This window comes from Labilithrix luteola, assembly GCF_001263205.1.
GTDB lineage: Bacteria > Myxococcota_A > Polyangia > Polyangiales > Polyangiaceae > Labilithrix > Labilithrix luteola.
This window is the reverse complement of record NZ_CP012333.1, coordinates 5,393,353-5,412,988: the sequence shown is the minus strand read 5'-3', so window position 1 is coordinate 5,412,988 and position 19,636 is coordinate 5,393,353. Positions and strand designations below refer to the sequence as shown.

Genomic DNA, 19,636 nt, shown 5'->3' with positions numbered 1-19,636 from the left:
TTCCGACCGTGACAGGCCAGGATGGGGGACCGGCGATCCGCTGGTCAGGCCTTGGCGAGCGCTTCGCCGAGCGCCGTGGCGAACGCGGAGAGGAGCTCGGGCTCGATCGTGAGCGGCGGCGAAAGCGTCAGCGCATCACCACGAATGCCGCCCGTGAGAACGACGTAGCCGCGAACGAGCAGCGCCCGCGCGATGGCGAGAGCCTGCTTCGCATCCGCGAGCTCGATGCCGATCATGAGGCCACGACCGCGAACCTTCGCCTTCGCCCCGCACGCGGCCTCGAGCTCCGCGCGGAAGGCGTCGCCGACGTGGGCTGCGCGGTCGACGAGTCCGCGAACCCCCTCGAGCGTGGCCAGGGCCGCGGCGCACGCGGGCGGCGAGCCGAAGTGCGTACCGGTATGGATCGTCGAGCCGCCGTGCGCGCCCCAGGCGTCCATCACCGAGGCGCGGCCGAGGCACGCCGAGATCGGCAGGCCACCACCGAGGCCTTTGCCGAGACAGACGACGTCGGGGACGACCGACTCGTACGCGCTGGCGAGCATCTTTCCGGTTCGACCGACGCCGCTCCAGATCTCGTCGGCGACGAGGAGCGTACCGGTCTCATCGCAAATCGCCCGCAGGCCGGCGAGGAAGCCCGACGGGGGAACGACGCAGCCTCCGCGCCCCAGGATCGGCTCGACGAGCACCGCTCCGAACGCCCCCGTCGCGACCTCTACGCGAACCGCCGCAAGGCACGTCTCGAGCTCGGCATCCGAATTGGGATACGGCACGAACGTCACGAAGTCGCCGAGCTGAGCGGCAAAGGGCTCACGGAAACTCGACGAGAATCCGGTGGCAGCGAGCGGTCCGTGCGAGAGGCCGTGGTAGCTGCCTTCGAACGCAAGTACGCGCGGACGCTTCGTGGCGAGCGCCGCCGTCTTGAGCGCGCACGTCACGGCGTCAGCCCCGGAGAGGCCGAGCATCACGCGCGCGCCCGGCTCCGGGAAAAGCGCGGCGATGGCCTCGCACGCGCGGACCTTCGTTTCGGACGCGTACACATCGCCGAGCGCGAGCGGCAGCGTATCGAGAGCGGCACGCGCGGCCGTCTCCGGTGCATTCGGCGGATAGCCGAGGAGCAGCGCTCCGAATCCGGCCGTCAGATCGACGTAGCGATTGCCGTCGACGTCGTAGAGATTCGAGCCGCTGCCATGCGAATACACGATGGGCTCGTGCGACGTCCCCGACGCCGACGCGCGCGCCTGACGGCGGGCGTCGAAGGCCGGCGACTCGACGGCCACGAGACGCGCGGAAAGCTCCTTGGATCGCGGACCAGGAGGGCCCACCCTCACGTCGGGAAGCTGACTCGGCATGTGAAGCCTTCCGATGATCAGCCGACGACGCGGTTGCGGCCGCTGCGCTTGGCTTCGTAGAGCTTCGCGTCGGCGCTGCGGATGAGATCCATGCCGGTCTTGTCCGCGTCGACGAGCGGGGCCACGCCGATCGAGATCGTCACGGGGATCATGTCGCCCTGGAAGACGAAACGGCTCTGCTCGATCTTCTCGCGGAGACCTTCGGCGAGCGCGCGCGCACCGTCGAGGTTGGTCTCGGGCAGGATGATCGCGAACTCTTCACCGCCGTAGCGCGCGAAGACCTCGTCACGGCGGATTCGCCCCTGGACGATTCGTGCGAGCTCCTTGAGCACGAAGTCGCCTGCCAAGTGACCGTGGTGGTCGTTGATCTTCTTGAAGTGGTCGATGTCGAACATGATGAAGGAGAGATCGCGCACGTGACGACGCGCACGAATGATCTCCTTCTCGAGGGCCTCCAGCAGGTAGCGCTTCACGTGCGCCTGCGTGAGACCGTCGATGATCGTCATCCGGTAGATTTCTTCGTGGTACTGGGCCTCGACGTCGGCGCCCGACAGATACTTGAAAATCGTGGGACCGACCTTGATGCGGTCGCCATTCGCGAGCCCGAATTCGCGGTTGATCTGCTCGTCGTTGACGTAGGTGCCGTTGGTCGAGCCGTCGTCGACGGCCCACCACACGTTGCCTCGCTGCTCGAGGTGCGCGTGACGACGCGAGACGCTGTCACCGTCGAGGACGATGTGATTCTCCGCGCCACGGCCGATGCGTGCAGGCGTGAAGTCGAGAACGAACCGCTTGCCTAGGAGCGTGGGCTCCTTCGTGTAAATCACGACGAGGCAATCGTTGTTGCGCGGCTTGTCCTCGCTGCCCTCGCCGGCAGGCTTCTGGACGATCGTCGTTACGCGTGTCTTCTCGTCCACATCCACGTGTCGTTCGCCGCCCGCAAAAGGAAGCCCGATTTTACCGGATTCAGGCCCCTACGTGCAGAGAGTAAGGCGGAAGCTGAGAAGGGGTCAAGGAAGGGGTCAAGCCACGCTCATCGAGCAAATGTGGGCGTCAATCGCAGTTCGCCGCAGGTCTGCACCAGACCCGCCCAGACCCGCCTCGCCTCGGTCGTTCGATGTCGCCTCGCCTCACCTCGTTTTGGCTGTCGCGCCCGCGCCGGGCTGGGCGTTTGCGCGGGGGAGTGAGTCTCGTCACCCTCAAGTCCTTCCCGTCTTCTGGTGGTTCACGGGCCCTCCGATGGCCGAGATCCGCGCCAAAAGCTGCTCCGGAAGGGAGACGCTCGCCTCGAGGACGGCCAGGGGCCGCTCCAGCTTCACACCGTCAAGGTGAACGGCGCATTTCTCGGTCGCGACCCAGGTATCCACGGAGGGCTCGGCGGCCTGCAGCCGTCGAATGGCCTCGGCCGTCAACGGCCCATGGTCGGGACAGGCGACGACGACGGCCGGCGAAAGACCGAGCAACGCAAGGGCGCGGACCAGCCGATCAGGCCGCGCGAGCGCGGTAAAGAGGCCGATTCGAGCGCCGCAAAGGCTCTCGGCCCCCACCTCCTCGTTCGCGACGATGAAGGCGCGTGGGCTCGCGTTCACCTCCACCACTTCGTCCGCGACGGACCGCAGAACATGCTGCGGTGCACGAAGGTCGCCCGCGGGAAAAACCTCGCCTGATCCCCAGGGCGCCGCGGCGTCGACCGCCAGGAGAGCAAGGGAGGCGGGCTCCGGACGCAGCTGGAGTGGCCCGTCGAGAACGACCGCGTCGAGCGCCGGAGTCGACGTCGCGGCACGAGCCAGCGCAGCGTCGCGCGATGGCGCCACGATCACCGGCGCGTCGATTCCGAGGCGCGCGAAGCGACGAGCAGCCGCGAGGGCCTCGTCACCGACCTCCGCGAGACGGTCCTCCGGCTGGACGAACCGAGCGCTCCCAGGACGCGCGCGGTAGGCATGACCGATGAGAGCGACCCGTGAGCCGCGCTGGGTGAGCGCTTCGACGCACGCCATCGCCACGCGCGACTTGCCCGACCCTCCGAGCGTGGCACCGCCGACCGTCACGACGCGTAGACCGGGTGGAATCGATGCTGGGCGGCGGAGCGTGTGCGACGCAATCGGCGCATTCACCCGCGCGAGCACTCGAACGAGCGGACCGACGCCCAAAAGAACCGACGTTCCGCCAGGCCCCGATTCGAGCCAACGCGCGGCCCGAATGCGCAACTCCGCTTCGAGTGCCTCCACGTCGAACACGCCCGCGACGGTACACAACGCCACGCACAACGCGTAGAACGAACGACCGTGGCAGCCAAGGCAGCGAAGACAGCGAAAAACCGAGTTCTCCAGACCGAAGGCTTCCGGGCGGACGCGCTCGCCGCGAGGCAGCTCGAGATCGATCGCGCGAGAACCAAGCGCTTCCCCGACCTCTTCGAGCACAAGCTCGAACGGATGAGCATCTCGCCACTCGGCTTTCTCCGAGGGGCCGCGCCGCTCTTCTACCAGCTTCTCGAAGCGCATCCCCATCTCGCCGAGGGCCCACCGGGTGAAGGATGGATCGTCGGCGATGCCCACCTCGAGAACTTCGGCGCCTACCGCCCCGACGCACGCGAGGACATTCGAAGCGGTGGGCCCGCGCTGTTCGACCTCAACGACTTCGACGAGACACTCGTAGCGCCGTGGCGCCTGGACGTCCTGAGGTTGACCACCAGTCTACTCCTCGGCGGTCGCGAGCTCGGCGCCGATGGTCTCGTGGCGCTCTCGCTCGCCGATCGCCTCCTCGACGCTTGGGGCAAGAGCGCGTTCGACGGGGAGAAGCTTCCTCCCGAACCCGCGCCCGTCCGCGCACTCATCGCGCAGGTCGAGGGTCGTTCGCGAAAGAAGCTCCTCGACGATCGCACGGAGGTCGTCCGAAAGAAGCGGCGTTTCGTGCGCGGCCCGCGTTATCGCGACCTGCCCGACGACATTCGCATGCGCGTGCCCGCCGCCCTCGAGGGGTACGTAGCTTCGCTTCCGCCGGCGCAGCGACCGAAAGACGACGAGCTCGAGATCGAGGATGTCGCGCTCCGTGTCGCCGGCACCGGCTCGCTCGGCTGTCTGCGCATCGCCATGCTCCTGAAGGGGAAAGGCGGCCGCGACGGTGGATGGATCTTCGACATGAAAGAAGAAGCGGCGCCGTCGGCATCCGAGTTCGAGCTGCGCCCTCCGCAGAAGCGCGGCGAAGAAGACCTCCTTCCCGCACTTCGCGTTGCCACGGCGTACGCATCCTGCATCGCGCGCCCACCGCGAATGCTCGGTACGACGCTGCTCCGCTACCGGCGCCACAACGTGTCGATGCTCGTGCGGCGTCTCTCTCCGCAAGAAGACAAGCTCGACCTACGGAAGCTGAAAAGCGCGGACCTGCCTTCGCTCGCAAGCTACCTCGGCGGCCTTCTCGGTCGCGCTCATGCGCGTGCAGCCACGAAGCCTCCGCATTCGCGATGGTCGAGCTCGGACATCGTCGAGATTCGCTCGCGCGCGATCGTGCTCGCGGGCATGCACGAAGCCGCCTATCTGGCGCTCTGCGAGCGAATGCGCAGAATCCTCCCGAAGAGCGCCAAGAGCAAAGGATGACGGACGAGCGGGACAAGCGAAACGAGCGAGACGCGAAGGCGTTCTTCGACGCCATCGCACGACGCTACGACCGCGTGTACGCGATCTCGGGGTCGTCTTCGCGCGAGCGGCTCGCCCGCGTGCTCGCCGAGATCGAGGGCAAACAGCGTGTGCTCGTCCTGGGACTGGGGACCGGACGCGAGCTCCCTGCCCTTCTCGACCGAGGCCACCAGGTGACCGGGCTCGACGTGTCGCCGAAGATGATTGCACTTTGCAACACACGTTCGCGCACGGTTCCGACCGTGGAGGCGGACTTCTGGCAGCCGCTTCCCTTCGCCGACGCCTCGTTCGATGCGGTGCTCGCCCTGCACGGCACGCTTGCCCATCCGCCGGAGACCGATTCACCGAGCCGGCTGGCGGCCGAGGTGAAGCGCGTGCTGTCGAGCGACGGCGTGCTCGTCGCGGAGCTCCCCGCGAAAGCGGCGCTCCCGCATCTCGCTGCGGCCGAACATGCTGCGGGCGTGAACATCGAGATCACGAGCGCCACGTCGTTCGTGCATCGCGACGACGTCGCCGGAGTCTCGCTGGCGGGCATCGCGCTCGACGAAGAGGGATGGGCCTCCGCCTTCGCGCCGTCGCTTCGCGCGCGGCTCTCCCCGCTCGGCGTGGCCGAGTACTTCCTCGTCGCCACGCCCGCTTGAGTCGTCAGCGCGTCCGCGTCGCTACGCCCGTGTAAGCGACCTGCGTCGAGCTGGAGAAGGTGAACGCGAAGTCCTTCGGCACGACGCCCGTGAGGAGCAATCGAAGGAACGCCCTCGAGCCGATGACCGGGCGCGAGCCCGTGAGCTCGGTCACGTCGAGCCCCGCCTTTTGGCACATGGCTTCGACCTCCTTCGGCTTGAGAAAGAGCCGATAGAGGTGGAGGTCGGGGGGCACGTTGTCGACGAACCACTCGACGCCCTTGAGGACCACCAGCCACGCGAGCGGCGTGCGATTGAACGTGTGGAAGAAAAAGAGTCCTCCCGGGGCGAGCACGCGGGCCGCCTCGGCGATGACCTTCGAGGGATCCTCGACGTGCTCGAGGAAGTCCATCGCGCAGACGACGTCGAAGGACCGATCGGTGTACGGGAGCGCACACGCATCGGCCACGCGATAGCGCACGCTGGCCGTGAGATCGTGTTCGGCGGCCACGTGCAGGCTCTGCGGCGACACGTCTACGCCGGTCACGTCGAAGCCCTTCTTGGCCAGCGCATTGGAGAGAAACCCTGCACCGCAGCCCACGTCGAGAATCCGCGGATGCCGATTGGCGAACCGCTTGGCGATGCGCTCGATGACCCAGGGGTTCCGCAGACGAGCTTCGGCCCGAAGCAGCGCGACGGGATCGTCCTGCGCCTCGTACCACCGCGCGCCGAGCGCCTCGTAGATGGCGTTGTTCACCTGACGTCGGGGGATGGTCGCATTGGCGTCCATGAGCGCCTCCGAAGGAGATTCCAATAGATGGTTTGATAGAGAAGAAATGCCGTGGTCAACACGGACTGGCCCACGACGAACGTGGTCAGAGGGCGCGTCGCACGGAGAAACGAGGGAAGCTCGCTGTCGCCGAGATGGATGGCCGGCCACATCAGGCCGTACGACGCAAGGGTGAGAGGGTGCAGCACGAAGAGCAGCGCGTGAAGCCATTGCTCGGCCGAGCTGCAGCGACGCGCATGAACGAACTCGTCCTTCGTCACGAACAGACACGAGACGATGGCGAGCACCACGTAGATCTCCACCGCACGTTGCGAGGGCTGAACGAACAGAATCCACGCCAGACACGCGAGCACCGTCATCGTATCGAGCGGATGACCGATGCGCTCCCATGCGCCAAGCCCTCGCTGGCGATGGAAATAGAACTCGTCGAAGACCATTGCCAGTGCCTGCACGAGCGGCGGCGCGAGCAACGGCCACGACGCGAGCATCCGACCTACTCCTTGATCATCAGCGCGCCGCACATGGTGAGGCCGGGCCCGAACGCGAGGCTCACGATGGGCGTGCCGGTGGTGACACCGGCGTCGTTCATGAGGGCGGTCCACACGTGCGGAAGCGTGGACGACGACATGTTGCCGAAGCGGAAGAGCACCTCACGACTCGCCGCCGTCTGCGCATCCGTGAGCTCGAGTGCTTGCTGGATGCCCTCGATGATCCTCGGACCGCCCGGATGGACGGCGAAGACCGTTCGCTCCAGGTCACGACGCATGTCGAGTTTCCCCTCGGCGTAGAGCGAAGCTACGAACTCGCGAACGCCGCGTGCGATGCGCATGGGGACGTCGCGCGCGAGGGTCATGGCCATCCCGGTGTCCGAGACGATCCACGACATGGCACCCGACGAGTCGGGGACGAGCACTTCGCGTGCAGAGAGGAGCGTGAGGCTCTTGCCGTCGCTCTCGCCGCCCCGCACGACGGAGTAGCGAACGTGCCCGTCCGCGAAGAGGCTCTGCACGACGAGCTGCTCGGGAGCATGCTCCGCAGGGTGCAGATGCAGTGAACAGATTTCGGTATGCACGATGTCCGCGCGGGACGAAGCGTTGGAGGCCGACGCGAGAAACCCCGCCGCCATGCGGATGGCAGGAAGCGCCGCGTAGCAACCCATGTGATAGGCGTGCGTGACGCGCGTCGTCTCTCCCCAGCCTCGTCGCGTCACGAGCCGCTGCGCGGCACTCGGCGACGCATAGCCCGTGCACGTGACGTGGATCAGATCGGACGGCGGAGTCCACACGGTCGCGTAGAGACGCTCGAAGGCGCGCTCGGCGGCGCGCATGAACACCTCGGTACGAGTGCCGGCCGGAGCACCGTCGGGACGGCGCACGACGTCGTAGACGAGCATGTCCTCCCAGCGCGTATGGGAGATGTCCGCGACCTCGTATCCCCGCGCCGCGATCTTCTCGGGCGAACAGCCGACCCGCGCGAGGAGCTTGCTGACTTGCGCGGCGTACGCCCGACCATCGAACGAAGCTGGGTCCGTCGATGCGGCGCGTGCCGAAGCGGCGTGCAGGCGCGACAGCCATTCGAGGCTGCCGGCTTGCGACGTTTCGTACGCAGGGCGAACGATTTCGAAACCGGAGAGGCGCGTTGCGACGCGATAGGGGGAGTGTGTCATCGTCGTGGGGACGCCGAGCGGCGGCGACCGACGAGATCTGCAGCACGCGTGCCGTCGAGCAGAGCCGCGTTTCATGGACACGCACACGACAAGAACGCCACGAAGCGTGGCGAGGTCACGTGAGGTCAACGTCGAGCAAACGACTTGTTCATGTCCTCGAGGGTAGTCGTGACCATGTGCTCTTGCTTCTGCCGCAGCGACTTCTCGGAGATCAGAAGCGACGGGGCGCCCGAGACCTCGAGGAACATCGAATAGACCACGTTGGATTCGTTCGGCGTCTGCCCTTGGCGCACGGTGGTGTACGTAACGGCCTTCACGCCCATCTCGTTCGTCCACACCTTCATGCGTCGCCCCTCGAGGAACTCGACCTCGTACGGGAGCGAGCCGTGCGAAAGCGTCTTGGTTTCCAGCTGGATCTTGCACGACGTCTCGGCGCACGAGAGAACGCGGAAGCGTTTGATGTCGGAGAAGTACTTGGTCCACGCGTCGACGTGCTTCAGCTGAGCCCAGACCTCGTCGGGCGGTGCGGCAACGCTCACTTGACCTTGGACCCAACGCGGGTCGGACGCATCTCGGGTCGCGCTCACCGGTTGTGAACTTGCATCCGCGCGGGCTGGTCCGCTGACGAGCACGGTGGACGTGACACCGACGACGAGACCGACGCCCCGCACCAGCGTGCCGAGGAGAACTTTCATGCACGAGCGCGACAGCAAGCGACCCATGGCGACGGATCGCCCGGTGCGTACTGCGTGCCACTTCCCGGACGTCGCCGTAGCCGAGTCGTTGCCGCCCATTCGCGAGTGCGCGACCAATTTCCTGGTCCATTTGAGGCTGCCGTTCCAGCTCGTGCTCGCCCCGTTCATGCTGTGGGGTGCGGCGCTCGCGCACGCGCGCATCTCGCCACGCTTCCTCGTCGCCTTCGTGGTCCTCCACGTCTGCTTCTACGGAGGAACGACCGCCTACAATTCTCACTATGATCGTGACGAGGGACCGGTCGGTGGGCTCGCCAATCCGCCACCGGCGGGGCCGTGGCTTCTCCCTGGTAGCTTCGTTCTGCAGGGCTTGGGGCTCATCGCTGCCGCGGGCGTCAGCGATGGTTTTCTCCTCGCATGTGCGGCCTTCGCGATTCTCGGGGTGCTCTATTCGCACCCACGCACGCGGTGGAAGGGCAAGCCCTGGGCAAGCTGGCTCGTCGTGATGATCGGTCAGGGCGGCCTAGGAACGCTCGCCGGGATGGTCGCCGACCGCCACGCTCGCTGGAGCCTCGAGATGGTCTACGGCATCGTCGCCGCCGTCGCGCTCGTCGGCGCCTTGTATCCCCTCACCCAGCTCTTCCAGATCGCGGAAGACCGCAAGCGCGGCGATCGCACGGTGGCCATCGTGCTCGGCCGTCGTGGCGTTGCTCTCGCCGCCGCGGTTCTCTCGACGATCGGCTCGGCATTCGCCGCGCTCTCCGCGCGTGCGGGCGGACGACCGATCGAGGCCGCGGTTCTCGCCGGACTCGCCGTGCCCATGATTGCGGGCGCCCTCTGGGTCTGCCGGCCGAACGAGGTGAAGGCGATCTACCGACGGATTTCGGTCGTCCAGATCGCTGCGGGAGCTGCGTTCGGCGTGTATGCCGTCGTCCGCTTGATCGTCGCGTGACGACTATTTCGCGACCTTGAGCAGCGCGCCGCTGTTCGTTGCGGCGATTCTTACACGACCGTCATCTTTCGGCGATGCCCGCCTCTCGCGGTCCCTAGACCGGCCCCCTACGCAAGCCTACGCTGCCGCGTCATGGACTACGCGCACCTCGGACGAACGGGCCTGAAAGTCAGCCGCCTCTGTCTCGGCACGATGAACTTCGGTCCGCAGACGACCGAAGCCGATGCCTTTCGCATCATGGATCGCGCGATCGAGCACGGAATCAACTTCTTCGACACCGCGAACGTCTACGGCTGGAAGAAGGGTGAAGGTTGGACCGAGCAGATCCTCGGGCGCTGGTTCGCACAAGGTGGAGGGCGTCGCGAGAAGGTCGTCCTCGCCACGAAGGTCTACGGCTCGATGGGCGACTGGCCCAACGAGTCACGCCTGTCGGCCATGCACATCATGCGCGCTTGCGAAGCGTCGCTTCGGCGGATGAAGACCGAGGCGATCGAGCTCTATCAGATGCACCACGTCGACCGCGGGGCGCCGTGGGAAGAGATCTGGCAGGCGATGGAGACCCTCGTTCGCCAAGGCAAGGTGATCTACGTCGGCTCCTCGAACTTCGCGGGTTGGCACATCGCACGCGCATGCGAGACAGCCCGCGCGCGTCACTTCCTCGGGCTCGTCTCCGAGCAGAGTCTCTACAACCTGATCGATCGTACGATCGAGCTGGAGGTCATTCCGGCGTGCCAGGAATACGGCCTCGGTCTCATTCCGTGGAGCCCGCTCAAGGGAGGCATCCTCGGTGGAGCGTTGAAGAAGCAGGCCGAAGGGCGCCGCACCAGCGAAGCCGCACAGAAGAACGTCGAGAAGCACCGGCCGGCACTCGAGAAGTACGAGGCGCTCTGCGCGCGCATTGGAAGAGATCCGGCGGACGTGGGACTCGCGTGGCTTTTGGCAAACCCGGCCGTGACGGCGCCGATCGTCGGCCCGCGGACCATGGATCAGCTCGAGAGCGCCGTGAGAACGGTGGGCAAACCACTCGACGAGGGCGTGCTGAAGGAGCTCGATGCCATTTTTCCGGGCCCCGGTGGCGCGGCGCCCGAGGCATACGCCTGGTGATGCGATAGTGTATCCGACGTGCGGAAAGCCCTCCTCGCGCTCCCCGTCGCCGCTGCCCTGCTCACGGCCTTCTCCACGCCGGCCTTCGCCAACGGACGGTTTCCGGAGACGAATGCCGTCTTCCTCGCGCAGAACGATCCGGACCTGGTGCTCCTTCGCGTCACGTTCGGTCTTCTGATCTCGCACGACCGCGGCAAGAGCTGGGATTGGGTCTGCGAGAACTCCATTGGCCTCGCGGGCATCGAGGACCCGATGTACTGGGTCGCGCCGAACGGCACGTTCGTCGGCTCGACGTTCCAAGGCGTGACCGTCTCGCACGACAAGGGCTGCAACTTCTCGTTCGTGGGCGGCCCCCTCAAAGACGGCATCTTCATCGACCTCACGTCGCGTGCCGCCGAACCGAACACGGTGGTCACCTTCCAGTCGGGCTACGACAACATCGACGACGCCGGGAACGTGACCTACAAGTCCGTCCTCTACGAGTCGAAGGACCAGGCGGAGACGTTCACGGCGATGCCCTGGACGTTCGACGGCACACTCTTCGGCGAGACAGTCGACATGGCGCCGAGCGACGACCAACGGCTCTACGTCACGGCGGTTCGTGCGCCCGGCGTGACACCGAGCGGCGTCTTCATGGTCTCGCTCGATCGCGGCAAGACGTTCGAAGAGCTCCCCTTCCCGCTCGTCGCCGGCGAACGCGCGCCGTTCATCGCGGCCGTCGACCCAACGAATGCCGATCGCGTCTACGTGCGTACGTGGAGCGGCGCCGACAAACCGGGGCGCATCATGCTCACCGAAGACGCCGGCAAGAACTGGAAGACGATCTACACGAGCCAGGCGGCACTTTCGGGTTTTGCCCTCGCGCCGGACGGAAAGAAGGTCTACCTCGGCGGCCCGAAAGAAGGCTTGCAGGTCGCGAGCACCACGGACTTCGCCTTCACCCAGAAGAGCACCATCGAAGTGGGCTGTCTTACCCTCGCGGCCGATGGCCTCTGGGCGTGCTCGAGCGAGAAGAGCGGCTTCATCGCGGCCTTCTCGAAGGACGACGGCGCGACGTTCGACACCAAAGCTCACTTCTGCGACATCCGCGGAGCGCTCGCGTGCGACGGGACGAGCAAGACGACCACCCAATGCGCGCAAGTGTGGCCCACGCAACAGAGCGTGCTCGGTTGCGACGCATTCGCGGATGGAGGCGCCGACGGCGGACCGAACGCCGGCGACGGCAGCACGACGACGACGGGCGCGAAGGTCGACGACGACAGCGGATGCTCGTGTCGTACGACACCGGGCAAGCCCCTGACCGCGGCCTTCGCCGGCATCGGAGGCGCCGCCTTCGCCTTGCTCTTCGCGTGGTGCCGCCGGTCTCGCCACTGACGAGCTCGGATTTCTAGGTGTCAAAGAGACACGGGCCGTTTGCGGATGGTCCGGTTCGCACCCTGTGTTTCGTCACGAAACATTGGAGCGGCGCGGTGCTATCGGTCATGACGCGTCCCGCCGTCGGGGGGTAGCGAAGTGTCACGCTCGTGCTGGACGTCGCGACACGAATGCCCCGCGACGCCGCATGGTGTCCTGCATCGCACCCCCGTCTCCGAGCCAAAGACGGAGGCCGGCGCGGCGCGCATGCCCTGGCATCGGCCCTGCAAAGCTGACCAGCTCGAACGAGTCTCGTCGCGTCGTCTTCGACGTCGCTCGGAGGGTAGAGCCATGAACGCTGATCGTCAGCCGTCGATGCCGGGCATCATGCCGAAGGACAAGATCTACCGTTACGTGATCACCCCTGCCGAGGGCGGCTGTCGCGCCGCTTGCGCCGAGCTCTGCGTCGAGGCCCTAGGAGCCTCCGAAGAAGCCGCCATCGATGCACTTCTCGAAATCATCTGCGCCAAATTGAACGGTGTCGAAGACGTGACCCCTCCTCCGATGACGGTCATCGATTTCCGACTCGAGGAGGAGAGCGTACGCTCACACGCGGAGTCGCCCTGAGCATCCAAGGCACCGACGACCGCGGGCTCGGCGCGCGCCTCGAAGCAGGCGGAACCACGTTCACGGTTTGGGCGACTCGAGCCAAGCGTGTGGAGGTTCGCTTCTTCGACGAAGCGCGCCGCGTACTCCGTACCGAACGTCTCGAGCCCCAAGCCGATCACGTTTTCGTCGGGCACTTCGGCGACGTTCGCGAAGGCGCGCTCTACCTCTTCGTTCTCGATGGTGTGGAAACGCCCGATCCCTACGCGCGGGCACTCCCCTTCGGGGTGCACGGACCGGCAAGAGTCGTCGCCGATGCGCGCGAGCCCGCTTTGCGCCACGTGCATCCGCTGCACGCGTGGGTGATCTACGAGCTCCACGTGGGCACGTTCACGACGGAAGGCACGTTCCGTTCGGCCATCGAGAAGCTCGACGATCTGGTCGAGCTCGGCATCGACGTGGTCGAGCTCATGCCCGTCGCCGCCTTCGCGGGCGAGCGAGGTTGGGGCTACGACGGCGTAGCGCTTTTCGCCGTCCATCCTGCGTACGGCACACCGGACGATCTTCGCGAGTTGGTGCGAGCTGCTCACGAGCGCGGGATCGCGGTGCTGCTTGACGTCGTCTACAACCACTTCGGACCGTCGGGAAACTACCTCGCGCGTTACGCGCCCGAGTACTTCTCGACCAAGGTCACGACGCCGTGGGGGGTTGCTCCGAACTTCGAGAACCCGCGGATGCGCGGCCTCGTCGTGCAAAATGCACGTTATTGGCTCGAAGAATTCGGCATCGACGGTCTACGGCTGGATGCCACTCACTCCATCCACGACGACTCGACACGTCACGTTCTGCACGAGCTCACATCGGTGGCGCACGAGATGGCTCCGCGCCGAGCCGTGTTCTTCGAAGACGCCCGCAACGATCCGGCGATGTTCGGCGAGCTCGGTGCCGACGGCATCTGGGCAGACGACTTCCATCATCAGCTGCACGTGGTGCTGACCGGCGAGCGCGATGGCTACTACGCCGCCTACGAGCGTGGCCTCCCGGACCTCGCACGCACCATCGCGCAAGGCTGGCTGTTCCAGGGCGAACCGTACGCCGCCGCGCCGTGGAAAGGACGGCCGCGAGGAAAGCCGAGCAGCGGCGTGCCACCGGAGGCGCTCGTCTATTGCCTGCAGAATCACGATCAGATCGGCAACCGCGCGTTCGGAGATCGGCTCGCGGGTCCCGACGGCCTCGATCTCGACACGTACTGCGCGGTGGCCACGCTGCTGCTCTTCCTACCGATGACCCCGCTGCTCTTCATGGGCGAAGAATGGGCCGCAACCACGCCGTTCCTCTTTTTCAGCCACCTCGACGGCGATCTCGGTCGTCATGTCTCGGAAGGGCGCCGTCGCGAGTTCGCGAGCTTCGAGGCCTTCGCGGATCGCGCGGTTGCTCGCACCATTCCCGATCCCCAAGAGGAGACCACCTTCACGCGCTCGAAGCTCGATTGGAGCGAGCGCATGAGCCCGCCGCATGCACGCGTGCTCGACGTCTATCGAACGATGCTCTCGCTGCGCCGGTCGGATCCCGTGCTTCGCGTGCGCTGCAATCTCGGAGAGGTATCCGCACGAGCCGAGGGCAACGTGCTCGTCGTGCATCGCCGTACGCCGCTCGACTCACGGACGATCTACGTGAACTTCGGGCGCGAAGACGCTCGGCTGCCCGCGGGCGCACGGACTTTGTTCGCCACAAGCAAAACGGCCGAGGAACGAGTCCCCGGCCGTAGCGCCGTCATCGTGGATCCTTAGGAAGGATCAGACTTCGAATTCCGCCTTCTCGAGAAGGTCGCGAACGCGCCAGAGGAACGAGTTCGCGGCTACGCCGTCGACGATGCGGTGGTCGTAGCTGAGGGCCACGTACATGACCGGGTGGATGGCGATCTGATCCTCGCCGTCCGCGCCTTCGACGACCACGGGGCGCTTCTTGATCTCGCCCATGCGGAGGATGCCGGCGTTCGGCTGGTTGATGATCGCGCCGCCGAAGAGGTTGCCCTTCAGGCCGGGGTTCGAGACCGAGAAGGTCGCGCCCGAGAGGTCGTCGACCGTGATCTTGCCGGTGCGCGCACGACCCGCGAGCTCGTCGATCGAGCGAACGATGCCGCGAACACCGAGCTCGTCGGCGCGACGAACGACCGGAACGACGAGGCCGTCCGGCGAGTCGACGGCGACGCCGATGTTGATGTCCTTGTAGGTGACGAACGCATCGTTGAGGACGCGCGAGTTGAGCGCGGGGTTCTCACGGAGCGCGCGGGCGACGGCGACCGTCACGAAGGCGAGCATGGTGAGGCCCATGCCTTCCTTCTTGTAGCGATCCTTGTTCGCCTCGCGGAGCTTCGACACGCGGTACAAGTCGCACTCGGCAACGGTCACCACGTGGGGCGACACGAGCTTCGAGTAGACCATGTGGTCCGCCGTGATGCGGCGACGACGCGTGAAGGGCGTGATCTTGTCGCCCGGGTTCTCGCGGTAGGCGGGAACCTTGAACGAACCGAAGCCGACGCCGGGCACCGGGGGAACGAAGCCGCCGCCCTGGTTGATCATCTGCGCGAGCTGCGCGGTGGGAGCCGAAGGCGCGGGGGCCGCGGCGACCGAACGAGCAACCTGCGACTCGGCCTGGGCGCGGAGCGCGGGGGCCATCGGGGGCTCGGTGCGCGGGGGAACGGCGCGCATCACGTCGTCGACGGTGATGCGACCGCGATCACCCGAGCCGCGAACGTTCTCGATGTTCACGCCCTGCTCGAGAGCGGCGCGACGCGTGTTCGGCGAAGCGAGCGGTCCGAGCGAGCCCGAGGCGTTGGCCGCCGGAGCAGCGGCGGGAGCCGGAGCAGCGGCCGCGGGCGCCGACGTCGGCTGCATCACGCCTTCTTCGATCTGGCAGATGACCGAGCGAACCGGAACGACGTCGCCCTCCTTCGCGAGGAGCTTCGCGATTCGACCTGCGCTGGGCGCAGGGAGTTCGCTATCGGCCTTGTCGGTGGCGATCTCCGCAATCGACTGGTCCTTCTGGACGACGTCGCCCTCTTTGACCAGCCACTTCGTGATCGTTCCTTCGGTAACGCTTTCGCCAAGCTGCGGCACGGTGACGTCTAGCATCGCGGCACGCAAGCTAGCGTAGGGCCCGCCCCCTCTCAAGGCCTTCCCCTGCCGTCGTTCCCACTTCACGCGATCGGCACGGCGAAAATTATGCGTTCCGAAGTTCGGCCCTCGTGATTGGCCCCCCTCGACGTTCGGACCGGCTCGGCCTTCGCCGAGCACCTTTCAAGTTCGAACGAACGACGCGACGAAGTACCCATCCGTACCGTGCTCACTCGGGAGCAAGCGGAACGACGTGGCGTCGCCAGGGGCAACGATCGCCGCGACGGGCGCATCGAACGGCGCAGGCGTGAGTCCGCACTGACGCGCGTGCTCGACGACCGCTTCGGCTTCGGCGCGCAAAACGCTGCAGACGGCGTAGACCAGGCGTCCGCCCGGGCGAACGAGCGTTGCCGCGCGCGAGAGAATCGAGCGCTGGAGCGACGCGAGATCGTCGAGATCGCTCGCGGCGCGACGAAGGAGGAGCTCTGGACGACGGCGAACGGTTCCGGTTCCCGAGCAGGGGGCATCGACGAGCACGCGATCGTACGGCCCCGTTGCTCCGCCCGTTCCCGAAGCCCAATCGACGGCGAACGTCGAACGAGGCCGCTGACCAATACGGCCGAGCTCTCGCTCCAGGCGCTCGAGCTTCTTCGGATGAAGGTCAGCCGCATCGACGGCTCCGGACACTCCGACGGCACGCGCGAGGAGCCCGGTCTTGTTCCCGCGACCCGCACACGCGTCGAGCACGACGTCGCCTTCACGAGCGCCGAGAGCGAGCGCGACGACCTGCGAGCCTTCTTCTTGTGGCGTCCACGCGCCGTCGGCGAAGCCGGGCAAATCGGTGAGGCGACCCGCCCCCCGGAGTGCGATGGAGTGCGGCGAAACTCTCCCTGGCTCGATCGACGCGGACGGACGCGCCTCGCGGAGCGTTGCGAGCCAGCTGTCTCGAGTGCTTGCATCTTCCACGCGAATGCCGAGCGGCGGAGGCTCGGTCGCAGCGAAGAGAGCGAGCGTGGCCGGCTCGCCGATCGACTCGATAATCGCCTTCGTCAGCGCCGGATCTGCCGACGCCAGCGCCGCTCGCGCGAGCTCGTCGGTCGTGGGCTTCGGCTCCTTCGAGAGCTTGCGCAGAACCGCATTCGCAAAACCCGAAACACGTTCCCCCGCGACGGCGCGGACGCCCGAAACCGCTTCGCTCACGGCCGCGAACGCCGGCACGCGCTCGAGCGCGAGCAGCTGATACGCCGCAATCACGAGAATCGCGCGGACCTCCGGCGGAAGGTTCGACAGACCTCGCGGCGCATGACGGGAGAGCCGCGCCTCGAGCCAACCACGAAGGCGAAGGCTGCCATAGACGAGCTCCGTCGCCAGCGCGCGGTCGCGCGGTTCGAGCTGGATGTTGCGATCGAGCTCGACGTCGAGCGCTGCCGCGGCGAAGGCGGAATCCCGCTCGACGCGAACGAGAACGTCCGCAGCAACCGAGCGCGCAGTAGGGACGAGGCGGGGGCGTGCCACGACGCCCTACTACCAGCCCGCAGCCTTCCGTCGAAGCGCTTCCGACGCGATCACTCCGGCTTGACGCGAATTTGCGGCGGAGCCGGGTAGGTGGCGCTCGCAACGTCCCAGGGTTGGATCTGGACGACGGCCTTCTCGCAGACGCCGAGCACGAGGCCTCCACCATTCGCCTTGGTGAGCCCGGGGCAGTACTGGCTGCCGCCGCTGTCGGGGCTCGAGTAGCCTCCCTCGCCGTTGATGCCTTCGGAGACGGCAGACGCGCACGCGAGACGCTCGGCGTCGGTCGTGGGAACGGTGGGGCGGCGGTAGAACGTGAGGAACGCATCGCCGTTGGTGATGGTCGAGCAATCGGCCCAGGCCGAGAGCGTGACCGTCTGACCTGTCGTGTTCTGGACGATCCACGAGCGTACCGGCTGCTGTTTGCTCGGGTCGATCGTCGTCACCGCACACGAGCTGCTCGCCGAAAAGCGTGAGCCCTTCGATGCGCTCGTGAAGTTCGTCTGAAGCGTCGTAAGGGTGCCGACGGTGGTGAGCGGAACGTCAACGCCGCTCGTGTCGCACCCGATGATGAGGTTCTTGGCGGCGCTGCTGCCGCCGCCCGGCGCGGGATTCGTGACGGTGATGCCGACGCTGCCCGGGTTGACGAGCTGCGTGGAAGGCACGACCGCGGTGAGCTGCGTGTTCGACACGTAGTTCGAAGAGAGGATGGTTCCCCCGCCCTTCACGATGCTCGACGGCACGAAGCCGGTGCCGGTGATCGTGATCGTTCGGTCGGGCGAGGCGGCGGGCACGGACGTCGGATTGAGCCCGGTGATCTGCGGCGCGGGGTTCGTCACCGTGAAGGAGAGCGCGGCCGATGTTCCGCCGCCCGGCGTGCCGTTCACCACGCGCACCGCAATGGCGCCGGCGGTGGCGAGTTGAGCGGCCGAGAGCGTCGCCTTGAGATGCGTACTGTCGACGTACGTGGTCGCGGCGGGCGCGTTGTCGAACGTGATCTGGGACGTGATGAAGAAGCCGACGCCGGTGACGGTCACGTCGGTCGGGCCGGCTCCCGCACCGATGGTCGCCGGTGAAAGCGGTGACGAGAGCGACGGTACCGGATACTGCACGCGGAAGACGACCGGCGTGCTCACCCCGCCGCCGGGCGGCGGATTGCTGACCGTGACCGGGAAATCTCCGGCAGCGCCGAGCATGGTCGCGGGCACCGTGGCCGTCAGCTGCCCGCCATTCACGAACGTGGTGGCAAGCGCGTTGCCGTTGAAGACGACGTTGCTCGCATTGACGAAGCCGCCGCCGTTGACGGTCATCGTGACGGCAGCCGAGCCGACGAAGGCCGCCGAGGGATTGATGTTCTGGATCGCCGCATCGGGATTCGCGACCGTGAACGCAATCGATCCCGAGTCACCGCCACCGGGCGTCGGATTGCGGACCTTCACCGGCACGCTTCCGAACGCGGTGAGCAGGTTCGCCGGAACGATGGCGTCGAGCGACGTCGTGCTGACGAACGTGGTGGCGAGCTCGTTGCCGCCGAAGATGACCTTGGCTCCCGAAACGAACCCGGTGCCCGTGAGGTGCACCAGGGTCTGCGCCGATCCCGCGAGCACGGACAGTGGCGACAGCGACGTCACCGAGGCCACGGGGTTTTCGACCTCGAAGCTGATCTCCCGACTCGCGCCGCCGCCAGGAGCGCTGGTGCCGACCGAGAGACGCAGCGTGCCGACCGTGGCGAGCTTGGACGTCGGGATCGTCGCGCGAAGCTCCGTTTCACTCACGAACGACGTGGCGAGCGGCGCGCCGTCGAGCTGGACGATCGAGCGCGGTACGAAGTTGTTGCCGGTCACGACGATCGACGGACCGACGGTACCGACCATGGCCCGCGACGGATCAACCGAGGAGATCTCGGGCGCCTGAGCCTCGTCCGGATTGCGGGGTGTACTCGGCTTCTGGTTCGTCGAATCGTTCGGCGGGGCCGGCTCGGTCGTCTGGTTCGTCGAAGCCGGTGTCGTTTCGACGGGGGCCACCCGATCGCTGCTCGAACACGCCACGAGCGGCGCCATGGCAGCGACGGCGGCGAGCGAGACAAGGGCGAAGCCCGAAAGGCCCGTGACGCCTGTGAGGCCTGTAACCACGGTGACGACTGGAGAGACTCGCGAAAAGCGGAGCATGGGGGAAATTGCAGCCGCTATGACACACCGCCTCCACCCGCGCCACGGTCGCCGGGCACGTGCACCCGAATGAGAC

At 66.7% G+C, this 19,636-nt stretch carries 17 protein-coding genes; 7 read left to right on the top strand and 10 right to left on the bottom strand.

What is annotated here, in order from left to right:
- Positions 1 to 44: 44 nt before the first annotated feature.
- The 3 genes from AKJ09_RS23845 to AKJ09_RS23835 form a co-directional block, all read right to left on the bottom strand.
- Positions 45 to 1,349 carry an aspartate aminotransferase family protein gene (locus AKJ09_RS23845; RefSeq protein ID WP_146649510.1) on the bottom strand — a complete coding sequence of 435 codons (1,305 nt, stop codon included), beginning with the start codon at positions 1,347 to 1,349 and terminating at the stop codon, positions 45 to 47.
- Positions 1,350 to 1,366: 17 nt separating this feature from the next.
- Positions 1,367 to 2,266, bottom strand: coding sequence for a GGDEF domain-containing protein (locus AKJ09_RS23840; RefSeq protein ID WP_240488570.1), 900 nt, complete (start codon positions 2,264 to 2,266; stop codon positions 1,367 to 1,369).
- Between the two features lie 282 nt (positions 2,267 to 2,548).
- The gene (locus tag AKJ09_RS23835) at positions 2,549 to 3,610 is read right to left on the bottom strand and encodes a tetraacyldisaccharide 4'-kinase (protein ID WP_169927802.1); all 1,062 of its coding nucleotides are present in this window, start codon (positions 3,608 to 3,610) and stop codon (positions 2,549 to 2,551) included.
- Positions 3,611 to 3,634: 24 nt separating this feature from the next.
- Here AKJ09_RS23835 and AKJ09_RS23830 point away from each other — a divergent pair, with 24 nt between their 5' ends.
- Together AKJ09_RS23830 and AKJ09_RS23825 are read left to right on the top strand one after the other, a co-directional pair.
- Positions 3,635 to 4,942, top strand: coding sequence for a DUF2252 family protein (locus AKJ09_RS23830; RefSeq protein WP_169927801.1), 1,308 nt, complete (start codon positions 3,635 to 3,637; stop codon positions 4,940 to 4,942).
- Positions 4,939 to 5,622, top strand: coding sequence for a class I SAM-dependent methyltransferase (locus AKJ09_RS23825; RefSeq protein ID WP_169927800.1), 684 nt, complete (start codon positions 4,939 to 4,941; stop codon positions 5,620 to 5,622). Before AKJ09_RS23830 ends, AKJ09_RS23825 begins: the two co-directional genes overlap by 4 nt.
- A 4-nt stretch (positions 5,623 to 5,626) precedes the next feature.
- Here the strand turns inward: AKJ09_RS23825 and ubiG are convergent, their stop codons facing one another.
- The 4 genes from ubiG to AKJ09_RS53220 form a co-directional block, all read right to left on the bottom strand.
- Positions 5,627 to 6,391, bottom strand: coding sequence for a bifunctional 2-polyprenyl-6-hydroxyphenol methylase/3-demethylubiquinol 3-O-methyltransferase UbiG (ubiG, locus tag AKJ09_RS23820; RefSeq protein ID WP_146649505.1), 765 nt, complete (start codon positions 6,389 to 6,391; stop codon positions 5,627 to 5,629).
- Positions 6,355 to 6,879, bottom strand: a complete 525-nt coding sequence (locus tag AKJ09_RS23815; RefSeq protein ID WP_146649504.1) for a hypothetical protein — start codon at positions 6,877 to 6,879, stop codon at positions 6,355 to 6,357. The genes ubiG and AKJ09_RS23815 overlap by 37 nt, the downstream gene beginning before the upstream one ends.
- Positions 6,880 to 6,884: 5 nt before the next feature.
- On the bottom strand, positions 6,885 to 8,057 hold the full coding sequence (locus AKJ09_RS53225) for a 3-oxoacyl-[acyl-carrier-protein] synthase III C-terminal domain-containing protein (protein WP_169927799.1): 1,173 nt from the start codon (positions 8,055 to 8,057) through the stop codon (positions 6,885 to 6,887).
- Positions 8,058 to 8,182: 125 nt separating this feature from the next.
- Complete coding sequence (locus tag AKJ09_RS53220; protein ID WP_169927798.1) at positions 8,183 to 8,752, bottom strand: SRPBCC family protein; 570 nt, start codon at positions 8,750 to 8,752, stop codon at positions 8,183 to 8,185.
- On the opposite strand from AKJ09_RS53220, the gene AKJ09_RS23805 reads away from it, so the two are divergent.
- The 5 genes from AKJ09_RS23805 (at position 8,751) to treZ (ending at position 14,554) form a co-directional block, all read left to right on the top strand.
- A complete protein-coding gene (locus AKJ09_RS23805; protein WP_146649502.1) occupies positions 8,751 to 9,701 on the top strand; it encodes a UbiA family prenyltransferase in 951 nt (316 codons plus the stop codon). The two genes, AKJ09_RS53220 and AKJ09_RS23805, sit on opposite strands and share 2 nt — an antisense overlap.
- A gap of 132 nt (positions 9,702 to 9,833) precedes the next feature.
- Positions 9,834 to 10,805, top strand: a complete 972-nt coding sequence (locus tag AKJ09_RS23800; RefSeq protein ID WP_146649501.1) for an aldo/keto reductase — start codon at positions 9,834 to 9,836, stop codon at positions 10,803 to 10,805.
- A gap of 18 nt (positions 10,806 to 10,823) precedes the next feature.
- Positions 10,824 to 12,179 carry a hypothetical protein gene (locus AKJ09_RS23795; protein ID WP_146649500.1) on the top strand — a complete coding sequence of 452 codons (1,356 nt, stop codon included), beginning with the start codon at positions 10,824 to 10,826 and terminating at the stop codon, positions 12,177 to 12,179.
- A gap of 330 nt (positions 12,180 to 12,509) precedes the next feature.
- Complete coding sequence (locus AKJ09_RS53215) at positions 12,510 to 12,785, top strand: hypothetical protein (RefSeq protein WP_169927123.1); 276 nt, start codon at positions 12,510 to 12,512, stop codon at positions 12,783 to 12,785.
- Positions 12,782 to 14,554: a malto-oligosyltrehalose trehalohydrolase gene (gene treZ / locus AKJ09_RS23790; RefSeq protein ID WP_146655638.1), complete on the top strand. Its 1,773-nt coding sequence runs from the start codon at positions 12,782 to 12,784 to the stop codon at positions 14,552 to 14,554. The genes AKJ09_RS53215 and treZ overlap by 4 nt, the downstream gene beginning before the upstream one ends.
- A gap of 6 nt (positions 14,555 to 14,560) precedes the next feature.
- On the opposite strand, the gene AKJ09_RS23785 is transcribed toward treZ, so the two are convergent.
- From AKJ09_RS23785 to AKJ09_RS23775, 3 genes are all read right to left on the bottom strand, one after another.
- Positions 14,561 to 15,898 carry a dihydrolipoamide acetyltransferase family protein gene (locus tag AKJ09_RS23785; protein WP_146649499.1) on the bottom strand — a complete coding sequence of 446 codons (1,338 nt, stop codon included), beginning with the start codon at positions 15,896 to 15,898 and terminating at the stop codon, positions 14,561 to 14,563.
- 165 nt (positions 15,899 to 16,063) lie between these two features.
- Positions 16,064 to 17,395, bottom strand: a complete 1,332-nt coding sequence (locus AKJ09_RS23780) for an RsmB/NOP family class I SAM-dependent RNA methyltransferase (protein ID WP_146649498.1) — start codon at positions 17,393 to 17,395, stop codon at positions 16,064 to 16,066.
- 50 nt (positions 17,396 to 17,445) lie between these two features.
- Positions 17,446 to 19,560 carry an IPT/TIG domain-containing protein gene (locus AKJ09_RS23775; RefSeq protein WP_146649497.1) on the bottom strand — a complete coding sequence of 705 codons (2,115 nt, stop codon included), beginning with the start codon at positions 19,558 to 19,560 and terminating at the stop codon, positions 17,446 to 17,448.
- Positions 19,561 to 19,636: the final 76 nt, after the last annotated feature.